Origin of the sequence: Streptomyces malaysiensis subsp. malaysiensis (assembly GCF_040653035.1) — a bacterium.
GTDB classification, from domain to species: Bacteria; Actinomycetota; Actinomycetes; order Streptomycetales; family Streptomycetaceae; genus Streptomyces; species Streptomyces malaysiensis.
This window is the reverse complement of the sequence record NZ_JBEZNG010000023.1, coordinates 107,058-118,756: the sequence shown is the minus strand read 5'-3', so window position 1 is coordinate 118,756 and position 11,699 is coordinate 107,058. Positions and strand designations below refer to the sequence as shown.

Genomic DNA, 11,699 nt, shown 5'->3' with positions numbered 1-11,699 from the left:
GGGTGTGGGCGGGCCGCGCCTCAGCCCGCCTCCAGGGGGAAACGCGTGTCCCACCGCGGCTTCGGCTGATCCGTGTTCCGGCCCACCAGGAATTCGGGGCGGACCGGATGGGGCGGCGCGTTGTCGATGGAGTTGTACGACACCATCAGCAGCCCCCGCCGGTCCGGCGAGGTGTTGTCCGACGAGGAGTGGCGCCCGTCGTAGGCGAGGGCGAGCTCGGTCACCAGGCGGCGCATGGTCCGGCTGTCGGCGGACAGGCTCGAGGTCGTCGTCAGCAGTGCGTAGCGCTGATCAGCGAGCCTGAGCAGGCATGCGCGCAGGGGGGCGGTGTCCTCGATGCCGGCCGGTCGCAGCCGCTCGGCCCGCACCGCGGTGTCCACCTGCCCGGGGATGTCCGCGTCGGGAAGTGTCCGCAGGTCCCGCGCCGTCCATTCGATGTTTTCGCCGCCTTCCCCGCCGATGTCCGCGAGTGCGGTATGGGTGGTACGCCCGCCAGATGCGCTGCTGCTGGAACGAGAGCCGGAATCCCTCGACCCGGTGGGCCGCCGCGCTCCGGTTCCGGTCCTGGGCGGTGTCCCGGTCCGTCATGCGAACCGCACCACGTCGCCCATGGCCACCAGGAGTTCGCGTGGTCCGCGGAAGGGGTTGCGGGCGTGCGCGACCAGGATGGGGCCGGCGCGGCGGGAACGAACGCCGACCACCTGGCCCGGCTGGTGGATCTGGACCGGGACCGCACGGCGTACGACCCCACGGTCTCCGGTCAGATGTTCCTGCTCAGCGCCCGTCGTCGACCTCCGACCGGGGCTTTTGGAGTCCGGTCGGGGCCATAGGAGTTGCCTATAGCGTCTGCTGACATTTGGTCTTTGCCTCTCGTTCTTTTCCCGATCTACCGTGAAACAGCTCGACGAGGTGCTCACCGCGAATTCCCCGGAGAATCGCGCTCTGCGCATATCGACCCCTTTTCCGTCGAGCGGACGAATACGCGATCGAGAGGACCGGTGGCATGGCCACGAGCGAGAATGGATCGGGAACGCGAGAATTCGCGGGAAAGCGGGCCCTGGTCACGGGTGGTTCGCGCGGCATCGGAGCGGCCGTCGTGCGCGGGCTCCTGGACGCGGGCGCCGAGGTGCTCACGACCGCCAGGTCGGCGACGAGCACGGCGCCGGAGGGGGCCACCTTCGTGGCGGCCGATGTGCGCACCCGGGCCGGGGCCGAGGCGCTCGCCACGGCCGCGCGGGAGGTGCTCGGCGGGGTGGACATCCTGGTCCACAACGCGGGCGGGGCGGGACCGCACAAGAGCGCTCTGGACATCCCCGACGAGGAGTGGCAGAACGCGCTGGACCTGAACTACCTGGCGTCGGTGCGGCTGGACTCGCTGCTGGTACCGGAGATGCGGGAACGGCGTTCGGGGGCGATCGTGCACATCTCCTCGGCCGCGGTCCGCACCCCGGTAGGGCAGTTCCTGCACTACACGACGGCGAAGGCGGCGCTGGAGAACTACAGCCGGGGACTGGCCCTGGAGCTGGCCCCGTCCGGAATCCGGGTCAACACCGTGAGTCCCGGCAGGGTCGCCACCCCCGGCGGCGAGGCGACGCGGGAGCAGTGGGCGCGCCTGGCCGCCGGGCCGGCCCTGACCAATGTCGACGACGCTCCCCCGCTGGGGCGCGATGGCCGGCCGGACGATATCGCCCAGGCGGTGCTGTTCCTCGTGTCCGACCGGGCGGGCTGGCTGACCGGGAGCAATCTCTTCGTGGACGGCGGCGAATTCCCCAGGGGCTGACCCCGCCGAGTCGTGAGAGAAGAAACAAAGGAATCTGGCATGGATAAATACACCGACAAGAATGCGGTGATCACGGGTGGCGGCAGTGGCATGGGGTTCGCCATGGCCAAGCTGCTGGTGGACGGCGGAGCCCGGGTGGTGATCACCGGTCGTTCTCGGACCACGCTGGACGCCGCGCGGGCGCGGCTCGGCGAGAACGCGGTGGCCGTCCGGGGCGATGTGGCCTCACTGCCCGACCTGGACGCTCTGGCCGACCGGGTGAAGGGCGAACTCGGCACGATCGACGCCCTGTTCGTCAACGCCGGTATCGCGACCCTCACACCCTTCGAGTCGACGACCGAGGAGATGTACGACGAGCTGTTCGCGATCAACGTCAAGGGCGCCTACTTCACCGTGCGCAAGCTCGCCCCGCTGCTGGCCACGGGCGCCGGTGTCGTCCTCACCACCTCGGTCGCGAACGTCATCGGCATGGTGGACACCAGTGTCTACGCGGCCGGTAAAGCGGCGCTGCGCTCGATGGCCCGCAGCCTCTCTCGCGAACTGCTTCCGCGCGGAATCCGTGTCAACGCGGTCAGCCCCGGTCCCATCGACACGGGCATTCTGGACGCCACGATGACCGAGGAGGACGCCGAGCGGTTCAAGGCGCAGCGGGTCGCGGACAATCCCATGCGGCGTTTCGGCACCCCCGACGAGGTGGCCAGGGCGGCCGCGTTCCTCGCCTTCGACGCCACTTACACCGCCGGTGCCGAGTTCGCCGTGGACGGAGGCGCCACCCAGCTCTGAGCTGGTCCTACCGGCTCGGACCAGGTCTCCTTGCGCAGGAGTTCGAGCAGGGCCGTCTCCGCGGGGCCCGCGGCGTGCCGGAGCACGGCGATGACGGGCTGGGACACGGCCGGGAAGACCGGGCGGACGAGGTGCTCATGGCCGTGGGGCACCGCTGAGGCCGGGACGAGCGTCACCCCCAGCCCGTGGGCGGCCCAGCGCACGGCCGTGGCCGTCTGGGACACCCGGGCGGCCGTGGTCGGAGCCAGATCGTTGTTCCGCAACACCTCCAGCAGCACTCCGTCGAGCGCGCTGTCGCGGTCGAACCTCACCCATGGCTCCCCCTCCAGCTCGCGCAGCTCGACCCGGTCCGCGGCGAGCCGCGGGTGCCCGGCGCCCAGCACCACGACGAATTCCTCGTCGCCCAGGTGGTGGGCGTCGTCGGGGGTCTGTTCACACGCCGCCATCAGGGCGAGGTCCAGCACGCCCCGGCGCCCCAGCCGCTCCAGCTCGGCGGAGCTCGGCTCCTCGAAGACGGTGACCTCCAGCCGCGGGAAGCGGCGGCGCAGCGCGCCCAGCGCCCCCGGCAGCTGGCGGGTGCCGAAGCCCATCTGCACCGCGACCACCAGCTCGCCCACCAGCTGATCGGCACCGGCCCGCGCCGTCGCCCTCGCCCGCCGCGCGGCGCTCACCACGACCTCCGCCTCCCGCAGGAAGGCGCGGCCGACCACGGTGGGCACCAGCCCGGTCGGCGTGCGGGCGAACAGTTCCACGCCGAGCTCCCGCTCCAGGCCGCGGATCTGCTGGGACACCGACGGCTGGGCGACATGCAGCAGCTCCGCCGCCGCGGTCACCGAGCCCGCCTCGGCCACGGCCAGGGCGTACTCGAACTGCCGAAGGCTCATCGGCTCCCGTTCCCTTCCCGCGGTGGACCGCGGCCCACCGGTTGTCATCGTCGCAACCGTAGGCAACCCGGTGCCGCCGACGGACATTCCCGTGGCCACCGGCGGGCCTCCCAGCAGCGGGCGGACGCCCGCCACGGCGCGTGTGCGCCGTGGCGGGCGTCCTCGGGTGACGGTGACGGCGGTCAGTCGCGTGGTGCGGAGGACCGGTTCGCGGAGCCGTTGATCACGAACTGTGAGCCGGGCTCCTTCACCACATCGCCCTCGGCCGAGTTGGTGATCGTCACGTTGGTCAGCGTGGCGTCGCCGCGCGCCCCGCTCATCGCGAGGATCCCGGACCCGTTGTTGGACTTGTCGATGGTGACGTTCTCGATCTGGACGCCGGGCATCGCGCCGCCGCCCGTCTTGAACTGGATGCCGTCGTAGGTGGAGTCATGGATGTCGGTGTCGCGGATCGTGACCCCGGGGATGTTCTGCCCCTGGGCGAACAGGGTGATCGCGCCGAACTCCTGCGCCTCGCCCCAGAACGCGCCGCCCGTGCGGTACAGGCCGTTGTTGGCGATGAGCGTCTCGCCCGAGAAGGGCAGCGGGTCGTGGTCGGTGGCCAGCATGATCCCCGGGTAGTTCATGGTGTCGGAGATCAGGTTGTTCTCGATCGTGTTGCCGTAGCCGCCGTAGACCGCGATGCCGTTGGCCCGCCAGGGCAGTTGGATGGTGTTGTTCCGGAAGTGGTTGTCGTGGCCGATGTCCGTCGAGGTGTCCTTCACGTACTTGTTCGCCCAGACCGCGAGTGAGTCGTCGCCGGTGTTGCGGAAGGAGGAGTTGTACACGGTGGAGTTGCGGGTGCCGTTGGTGAAGTTGACGCCGTCGGCGTAGGTGTTGCGGATCCGTACGCCGCTGAACTCGAGGCCGTCACCGGGCCCCCACAGCGCGGGGATGTTGGAGTAGTCGCGGCCGACCCAGGCGCCGACGTTGGCGTGCTCGAGCCACACGTTGGTGATCTTGGTGTTCTTGCCGAAGCGGCCGTTGAGCCCGACCCCGCCCTCGGCGCCGCCGTCGCCGCCGCGGATGGTGCCGGAGCCGAAGATGGCGATGTCGGAGATCTTGGTGTTGTCGTCGATGTCGAAGCCGAAGTTGCCCTCGTGGGGGTGGTTGATGCCACCCGCTTCCTGGGGCGGGATGAGCGAGTAGAGCTGGGAGTGCCACATTCCGGCACCGCGGACGGTGACGTCCCGGATGCCCATCTGGTTGTACTGGCCCTGGTTCTGTGGATCGTCGGTCAGGATCTTCTTCTCCTGGCGCCACTGGCCCGCGGGGATCCACACACAGGGGATCGCGCCCTCCTGGTCCGCCGTGACGGCGCGCTGGATGGCGTCCGCGTCGTCGATGCCGTCGTTGGGCACCGCCCCGTAGTCGGTGATGGAGACGCATTCGGCGGGCTTGGCCGCCGGTGCCGCGACCTGCTCCAGATCGATCATGTCGATGATGTAGAAGGCCGCGTCGTCACCGCTGTCCCGCTGGAGCCGGAACTCCGTACCCACCGGGTAGGTGTCGGTGAGCAGGGCGTGGGACTCGTCGAACAGCCGCCGGGCGTCCCCGCCGGGCCGGTTGGTCAGGCCCTCCGGGTCGTCGGTCGTGCCGTAGAGCCAGCTGTGCTTGGAGGACAGGGTCAGTTTGCGGACGAACGTGCCGTCCGCGTAGAGGCTGATGGTCGCCTCCCTGCCGCCGCCGGCCGCCGCGTCCGGGATCGAGTTGCGGACGACGATCGAGTTGGACGGCGTGGTGGAGGTGAACTCCACGTACTGACCGGTGGTGTCGAGCCGGACCGACTCGCGCCCGGAGGACTCGGTGGCGAAGTTGGTGTGCCCGAAGGTGCGCTTGGCGTCCGTCTTCAGCAGGGTGCCGTCGTACCGGCCGTCCTCCGCCTCGTACTCGGTGTACGGCACCGCCGCGCCGCGTCCGACGACGAGGGAGCGGGCGAAGGTGTTGTTGTCCTCGTTGGTCTCGGCGACGGTGCCGGTGGCGTCGGCCGTCGCGGTGAGCGTCGCTCCCCCGCTGGTGGCGGTCCAGTCTCCGTTGATGGCCACGGCGGCCGTGCCACCGGCCGGGATGGATCCCGTCGTGCCGTTCAGCGTGGTCCCGCCGACGGTGAGCCGGGTGACCGATCCGGCGGGCACCGTGCTCGTGCCCCTGTTGTGCACCGCGACGGTGAAGGTGACCTTGGCGCCGACCGCCGGGCTGGAGGGGTTGGTGGTGATGCCGGTGACCTCCAGGTCCGGTCCGGGGGCCTGGCCGACGACCAGCTTCGAGGCGGCGTTGCGGCTGTTGTTGGTGTTGTCGAGCTCGGCGACCGTGTCGGCCGGGTCGACGACGGCGGAGACGGTGTAGCTGCCCATGGGCCGCTTACCCACCTTGACCGGCACCTTCACCGACGCGTCCGGTGCGAGCACGCCGACGGCGCCACTGCCGGCGACCGTGCCCTCGAGGCTGACGTTCACCGTGGTCGCGGGCGCGGCGGCCGTCCCGGCGTTGCGGACCGTCGCCTCGACGGTGACCGCGTCCGCCTCGGAGGGCGACTCGGGCGACCAGGTGAGTTCGGTGACGGTCAGGTCGGGGGCGGGTGCGGCCGTGCCGACGACCTCGAACTCGGCGACCTGTCCGCCGCCGGCGCCGGTGTTGCCGAAGAACTGGAGGCGTACGTCCGCGTACCGGCCCGTGACCGGGATGGTCACCGTGTTCTTGTTCTGCGACGGGCTGAAGGCGTAGTCGGCCCGGTCCTTCAGCGAGGTGAACCCGGACCCTCCGACCGGCCGTCCCAGCACCTGGATGCTCTGCGACCGGGCGCTCCAGACGGGATCGGGGTTCAGCTTGACGACAACACCGGTCAGATCGGCGTCGGAGCCCAGCTTCGCGGTCAGCGTCGAGGACTGGCCGCCCGCCTCCCAGTAGGTGGAGGTGCTGCCGTCGTTGGCATTGCTCGCGATGTAGTTCTGGGTGGTCGACGACGCCTCGATCGGCTTGCGCAGGGCCAGGTTGGTGCCCGCGGGCGGGTTCCCCGGAGGCTCCTCGCCGGCCTCCCCGCGCACCTCCACCTCGGAGAGCTGGGCGGCGTTCCAGCCGGTGTTGGCGGTCACCTGTACGCGCACGTACCGCGCCTCGGCCGTGACGTCGAGCGCCACGGCGTTGCCGGACGATGGCGAGAAGTCCTTGCGCGCCTCCGCGACCACGGTGGTGAAGTCCTGGCCGTCGGCGCTGGCCTGGACCCTCACGGCCTCGGTGCGGGACTCCCATGACGCGGGGAGCTTCAGTACCACCTCGTCGATGTCCGTCCTGGTCCCGAGGTCGACCTGCACCCACTGCGGGAACGAGCCCGGGGGACCCTCCCAGTAGGAAGCCTGGCTGCCGTCGGTGACATTGCTCGCCGGGTAGGAGCCGTGTGCCCCGCTGGCCGTCACCGGCCTGCCCAGCGCGAGATTCGCTCCCTCCGCGGCATGGGCTCCCGCCGCGGCGTGGGCTGTCATGGGCAGCGGCCCGACCGTGAGCAGACCCGCCGTCACAAGCCCGGCGAATAACCGCCGACCGTGCTGTCTTCTTCTCATGAGGCCCTCTCGATATGACGGTGTTCAGCGGGCCCAGACGGTGCCGCGGTGGATCCGAGCCAGCCGCAGTACAAGAGTTGAGTGATTTCGTCTATCTTTTGCAGCGATGCTTTGACAGATTTCTACCGCTCATCGACTTTGTCAACGGCCTTGTACGGCGCAGTACTTGATGGGCCGTCTGCTCGCTCCGCCCAGGTGGTGGTCGTTGTCCACGGCAGGGGGCGGGACAGCGGGACGGCGATCGCGCACAGACCGCCGGGGACGCATACGCCCCTTGTCCCGGCGGGCCGTAGCCGGATGTGCCGGTGGCCGGAAGCACGCCCTTCGAAACGATCAACGAGCAGAATGACCTGACCATTCAGCGGCCCCGCCCTTCGCGCCATGCGATCCGCGGGCCCACCTCCCACTGTTCTCCCTGCCACGGAAGAAGTTCCATGACCTCCACCGCATCCACCCGCCCCACCGCCGCCATCGCGCGCCTCGTCATACCCGCGGCCCTGGCCGCGGCGGTCGCCGTCCTCGTGGTCTACCTGATCTTCGACGCCGCCGGAGCCGACTTCGAAGTCACCATGTCCGGCGACCAGAGCACCGTCACCGCGGTCCAGGCGGGCCTCGCGGCCTTGCTGGTGAGCCTGGTCGGCGGCACCGTCGCGCTGCTCATCGCCCGGCGTACCGCCCGGCCGGCGCGTACCTTCGCCACGATCGTGACCGTCGCCATCGTGCTGTTACTCGTCGGGCCGCTGGTGGGCGCCGACCAGGCGCTGACCGTCGTGGCCCTCGAAGTACTGCACCTGATCGCGGCGGCGGCCGTACTGCTCGTCATCCTGCCGCGCATCGACACCGACACCGACACCACGTCGACGGACGCCTGACCGTCTCGCGCCCGTGACCGCCCGACGACTCTGGACTCATGCCGCATCGCCGCGCGCACGAGTCCAGGGTCGGGCACCCGGCGCAAGAGAAGCGCGCTTCCCCGTCCCGATGCCGCGCCGGATCCGGACAGTCCTGAACGCCGCCACGATCCCTGCCCGGCTCCGGCGGGCAACTCCCGGTGGACGACCGCGAGTTCACGGTCCCTCGCTACGACCGCGGCTTCCTCCCACCCTGCGCGGCCTTCAGGTCGGCCAGCAGCTCGGCCTGGCCGGCGAGCACTCCGGACAGGATCGTCCGCGCGACCCGCAGAAGCTCCGCGACCTGCGGGCTGGTCAGTGAGTAGTACACGGTCGAACCCTCCTTGCGGGTCCTGACCAGATTCGCCCGCCGCAACACGGCCAGCTGCTGGGACAGATGCGCGGGTTCGATGCCCACCTCGGGCAGCATCTCCCCGACCGCGTGCTCGCGGTCGCTCAGCAGCTCCAGGACCCGGATACGGGCCGGATGGCCGAGCGTTTTGAAGAACTCGGCCTTCAGCTGGTACAGCGGCGTACTCATCGTGCCGTCCCCTCCCCGACACCACAGCACGGCCCCGCCGACCGGAGCTCGGCGCGTCCCATCCACCCACTCGTCAAGAACATACGGCCCATCCTCGCCTGCGACACCGGCCGTGCCGAAACCCGCGGGCGGAAACCGAGCCGCCGAACCAGGCGGTGATGAACCGGACCGGAGCACGCCGGGGCCATACGCACCCGAAACCGCCCGGGACGTCGTTCCGGGCGGTCGGCATGGCGCGGTGCCGGGTCAAGCCTTCTTGACCACGCTGGATTTGAGCTGCATGGCGCCGAACCCGTCGACCTTGCAGTCGATGTCGTGGCCGTCCACGCCGTCGACGAGACGGATGTTGCGCACCTTGGTGCCCGCCTTGATCCCGGTCGGGCTGCCCTTGACCTTCAGCGTCTTGACCACCGTGACGGTGTCACCGTCCGCGAGCTCATTGCCGACCGCGTCCCTGATCACCTTGTTCCCCGTGCCGCCCTCCGATTCCTCGGACGGCGACCATTCGTGCCCGCACTCGGGGCAGATCAGGAGCACCCCCATCTCGTAGGTGTACGCACCGGAGCATTCGGGGCAGGCGGGAAGGTTGTCACTCATGGCACCAGGGTCTTTCAGTCGGTGGGCCGATACGGGGGTGGGGCGGGGGTCAGCCGGGCCGGCCGTCCGTGCGCCGCACCCGCTGCCCCTCCTCGGGGGCCGATGGGCGCCGGGCGTGCGCGGCGAGGGCGGCGGCCAGGTCGCGGTGGACGGGGATGTCCGGGCCGTCGCCGGACGGGACCAGCGAGCCGTCGGCGGGGACGGCGGCCACTTCCAGGCCGCGCCCCGCCCCGGCGAGGTGGTGGGCCGCCTCGATGATGGCCAGCCGGCCCTCGGCGGACCAGCTGCGCAGCCCGGTCAGGTCGAGGATGACCGGTCCGGTGCCGCGGGCGGCGACCCACCCGACCGCGCCGGCGAAGCGGTGGACCGCGTCCGGGCCCAGGTATCCGGCGACGGAGAGGATGCCGTGATCCCGCTCGACGGTGTAGTGCCACTCGATGGTCATGGGGTGAACCTCCTTGCGGTGCGACCCGTCGGATTCAGCGGGGGCGGGTGATCCGGATGCTCTTGCCGTCGGCCGCACATCGACACCGCCCCGCGCCCCTTCGGGGCGCCTGCGCACCGGAGACCTCGGCCATGCGCGGGGACGCGGGGCGAAGGCTCATCGCGCGGCCTCCGCACGGATTTCGGGGGGTGTCGCGGGGTTCGGGACCCCCTTCTGCTTCTGCCCGGCGGCATCCGCGGGCAGGACTCCCGCCCACTCCAGGTGATCGCGAGCGGCCCGGATCGCCTCCGGGGTGGTGGCGTAGTCCCGGCCGTCGTGCCGCAGCGGTTCCAGCGCGCCGACGGAGTCCAGGACCTGCCGCTGGCCGGTGCGGATCCCGGAGGCCAGGACGAGGATGCCGCGCCGTCGCAGCTTCTCCACCGCGTCCTTGAGAACGAGGGCACCGGTGGCGTCCATGGTCGACACCCGCGACATGCGCAGGATGACGACCCGTACGTCGGCCACCTCGGTCAGCTCCAGCAGGAAACGGTGCGCGGCGGCGAAGAACAGCGGCCCGTCGATCCGGTAGGCCACGATGTGCTCGGCCAGCAGCGCGTGCTCCTCGGCGCTGTGATCGCCCCGGTCGAGCGGCACCTGGTCGAAGCGGACCTGTTTGGCCACCGCGCGCAGGGCGAGAGCACCCGCCACGACCAGGCCGATGATCACCGCGTACACCAGGTCGAGCGCGAGGGTCGCGGCCGCGGTCAGGACGAGGATCAGCGCATCCGACCGGGTGGCCTTGGCCATCGCCCGCAGCGAGCCGACCTCGATCATGCGGACCGCGGTGGCCAGCAACACACCCGCGAGGGCGGCGAGCGGGATCTTCGACACCAGGGGCGCCGCCGCGAAAACGGTCACCGCGAGGATCGCGGCATGGGTCAGCGCGGCCAGCCGGGACCCGGCGCCCGTGCGGACGTTGACCGCGGTCCTGGCGATCGCGCCGGTGGCGGGCACGCCGCCGAACAGCGGGGCGGCGATGTTGGCCAGCCCCTGGCCGAACAGCTCGCGATCGGGGTCGTGCTTCTGCCCCACCGTCATGCCGTCCGCCACCGAGGCCGACAGCAGCGACTCCAGGGCCGCCAGCGCCGCCACCGCCACGGCCGGAGCGAGCAGCGTGCCGAGCGAACCGGCGTCCAGGAAGCCGAACGAGGGCGCTGGCAGCCCGGACGGAAGATCGCCGATCGGCCGCGCCGCGTCCAGGCCCGCCACCTGGGCGACGGCCGTGGCCGCGATGACGGCCAGGATGGAGAACGGGACGGTCGGCCGCCAGCGGGCGCCGAGCAGCATGACCACGGCCACCGACACCGCGAATCCGGCCGCCGTCCAGTTCGGATGCCCAACGAACTCCTCGACGGCCCGCCAGGTCACCACCAGCACGCGGTCCCCCTCGGGCGCCGGCACCCCGAGCGCGTTCGGGACCTGCTGCAATCCGATCACACAGGCGATACCGAGGGTGAAGCCCTCCACCACCGGCGCGGGCACGTAACTCATGTACTTGCCGGCCCGCAGCGCCGCGAGCGCCACCAGCATCACGCCCGCCATCAGCCCGACGGTCAGCACCCCGGCCGACCCGTGCTCGCCGACGATCGGCACCAGCACCACGGTCATGGCCCCGGTGGGCCCGGACACCTGGAGGTTGGACCCGCCGAACACGGCGGCGAGCGCACCGGCGACCACCGCGGTGGCCAGGCCCGCCTCCGCCCCCAGACCGGAGGAGACGCCGAAGCCGAGCGCGAGCGGCAGGGCCACGATCGCCACGGTCAGCCCGGCGAGCAGGTCCCGCCGGGGATCGTGCCGCAGGTCCGCCAGATCGGCGCGGGTGGGCAGGAGCGCGGTGAGCCGGGCCGCGGCCCGGCTGATCGCCGAGGTCATCGCGCGGCTACCTCGGCTTTCCGCAGCTCCGCCGGCAGCGCGCCCCGCCCCGCGAGCGTGTCGGTCAGGATCCGGCGCGCGGCCCTCATCAGGTCGGCGAAGAACTCGGCCTCGGCCTGGTACAGCGGAACGGACACGACCCCTCGGCTTCCCCTATCCACACTCCGCCCATGGGGGGCGGACACGACTGCGCTGCGCCCGCGGCTACCGGTGGAGCGGGCGCAGCCACTTCAGCATGTATGGACTTGCGAAATTTTGCAATCCATACATCT

12 protein-coding genes are annotated in these 11,699 nt (G+C 71.0%); 4 read left to right on the top strand and 8 right to left on the bottom strand.

The features are described 5' to 3' along the window. Window positions 1-20 precede the first annotated feature (20 nt). A complete protein-coding gene (locus AB0E24_RS34975; protein ID WP_359383212.1) occupies window positions 21-380 on the bottom strand; it encodes a hypothetical protein in 360 nt (119 codons plus the stop codon). A 273-nt stretch (window positions 381-653) separates the two neighbouring features. Between AB0E24_RS34975 and AB0E24_RS34970 the strand changes: the two genes are divergently transcribed. The 3 genes from AB0E24_RS34970 (at window position 654) to AB0E24_RS34960 (ending at window position 2,563) form a co-directional block, all read left to right on the top strand. Beyond that, window positions 654-830 (top strand): hypothetical protein, encoded by a 177-nt coding sequence (locus AB0E24_RS34970; RefSeq protein WP_174882271.1) that lies wholly within the window; start codon window positions 654-656, stop codon window positions 828-830. Window positions 831-1,003: 173 nt separating this feature from the next. Beyond that, window positions 1,004-1,780, top strand: a complete 777-nt coding sequence (locus AB0E24_RS34965; protein WP_359383208.1) for an SDR family oxidoreductase — start codon at window positions 1,004-1,006, stop codon at window positions 1,778-1,780. 39 nt (window positions 1,781-1,819) lie between these two features. Beyond that, a complete protein-coding gene (locus tag AB0E24_RS34960) occupies window positions 1,820-2,563 on the top strand; it encodes an SDR family oxidoreductase (RefSeq protein WP_147967549.1) in 744 nt (247 codons plus the stop codon). Here the strand turns inward: AB0E24_RS34960 and AB0E24_RS34955 are convergent. Both AB0E24_RS34955 and AB0E24_RS34950 read right to left on the bottom strand, forming a co-directional pair. Continuing rightward, window positions 2,512-3,447 carry a LysR family transcriptional regulator gene (locus AB0E24_RS34955; protein ID WP_093704245.1) on the bottom strand — a complete coding sequence of 312 codons (936 nt, stop codon included), beginning with the start codon at window positions 3,445-3,447 and terminating at the stop codon, window positions 2,512-2,514. The genes AB0E24_RS34960 and AB0E24_RS34955 overlap by 52 nt on opposite strands. Window positions 3,448-3,629: 182 nt before the next feature. Beyond that, complete coding sequence (locus AB0E24_RS34950) at window positions 3,630-7,043, bottom strand: CARDB domain-containing protein (RefSeq protein WP_359383203.1); 3,414 nt, start codon at window positions 7,041-7,043, stop codon at window positions 3,630-3,632. A gap of 434 nt (window positions 7,044-7,477) precedes the next feature. On the opposite strand from AB0E24_RS34950, the gene AB0E24_RS34945 reads away from it, so the two are divergent. Continuing rightward, entirely contained in the window at window positions 7,478-7,915 is a 438-nt protein-coding gene (locus AB0E24_RS34945; RefSeq protein WP_069861617.1) for a DUF6069 family protein, read from the top strand. Between the two features lie 208 nt (window positions 7,916-8,123). Here AB0E24_RS34945 and AB0E24_RS34940 read toward each other — a convergent pair whose 3' ends face one another. From AB0E24_RS34940 to AB0E24_RS34920, 5 genes are all read right to left on the bottom strand, one after another. Beyond that, window positions 8,124-8,474 carry an ArsR/SmtB family transcription factor gene (locus AB0E24_RS34940; protein ID WP_359383199.1) on the bottom strand — a complete coding sequence of 117 codons (351 nt, stop codon included), beginning with the start codon at window positions 8,472-8,474 and terminating at the stop codon, window positions 8,124-8,126. 246 nt (window positions 8,475-8,720) lie between these two features. Then, window positions 8,721-9,071 carry a zinc ribbon domain-containing protein YjdM gene (locus tag AB0E24_RS34935; protein WP_069861613.1) on the bottom strand — a complete coding sequence of 117 codons (351 nt, stop codon included), beginning with the start codon at window positions 9,069-9,071 and terminating at the stop codon, window positions 8,721-8,723. 49 nt (window positions 9,072-9,120) lie between these two features. Next, the gene (locus AB0E24_RS34930; protein ID WP_102933954.1) at window positions 9,121-9,516 is read right to left on the bottom strand and encodes an STAS domain-containing protein; all 396 of its coding nucleotides are present in this window, start codon (window positions 9,514-9,516) and stop codon (window positions 9,121-9,123) included. 156 nt (window positions 9,517-9,672) lie between these two features. Then, a complete protein-coding gene (locus tag AB0E24_RS34925; protein ID WP_359383194.1) occupies window positions 9,673-11,427 on the bottom strand; it encodes a SulP family inorganic anion transporter in 1,755 nt (584 codons plus the stop codon). Beyond that, window positions 11,424-11,564, bottom strand: coding sequence for a hypothetical protein (locus tag AB0E24_RS34920; RefSeq protein WP_435865357.1), 141 nt, complete (start codon window positions 11,562-11,564; stop codon window positions 11,424-11,426). The genes AB0E24_RS34925 and AB0E24_RS34920 overlap by 4 nt, the downstream gene beginning before the upstream one ends. Window positions 11,565-11,699 lie beyond the last annotated feature (135 nt).

What these genes read in the sequence shown, in the direction of transcription:
- AB0E24_RS34965 (WP_359383208.1), top strand. Translation starts at nt 1,004, where the DNA reads ATGGCCACGAGCGAGAATGGATCGGGAACGCGAGAATTCGCGGGAAAG.
- AB0E24_RS34960 (WP_147967549.1), top strand. Translation starts at nt 1,820, where the DNA reads ATGGATAAATACACCGACAAGAATGCGGTGATCACGGGTGGCGGCAGT.
- AB0E24_RS34955 (WP_093704245.1), bottom strand. Translation starts at nt 3,447, where the DNA reads ATGAGCCTTCGGCAGTTCGAGTACGCCCTGGCCGTGGCCGAGGCGGGC.
- AB0E24_RS34950 (WP_359383203.1), bottom strand. Translation starts at nt 7,043, where the DNA reads ATGAGAAGAAGACAGCACGGTCGGCGGTTATTCGCCGGGCTTGTGACG.
- AB0E24_RS34945 (WP_069861617.1), top strand. Translation starts at nt 7,478, where the DNA reads ATGACCTCCACCGCATCCACCCGCCCCACCGCCGCCATCGCGCGCCTC.
- AB0E24_RS34940 (WP_359383199.1), bottom strand. Translation starts at nt 8,474, where the DNA reads ATGAGTACGCCGCTGTACCAGCTGAAGGCCGAGTTCTTCAAAACGCTC.
- AB0E24_RS34935 (WP_069861613.1), bottom strand. Translation starts at nt 9,071, where the DNA reads ATGAGTGACAACCTTCCCGCCTGCCCCGAATGCTCCGGTGCGTACACC.
- AB0E24_RS34930 (WP_102933954.1), bottom strand. Translation starts at nt 9,516, where the DNA reads ATGACCATCGAGTGGCACTACACCGTCGAGCGGGATCACGGCATCCTC.
- AB0E24_RS34925 (WP_359383194.1), bottom strand. Translation starts at nt 11,427, where the DNA reads ATGACCTCGGCGATCAGCCGGGCCGCGGCCCGGCTCACCGCGCTCCTG.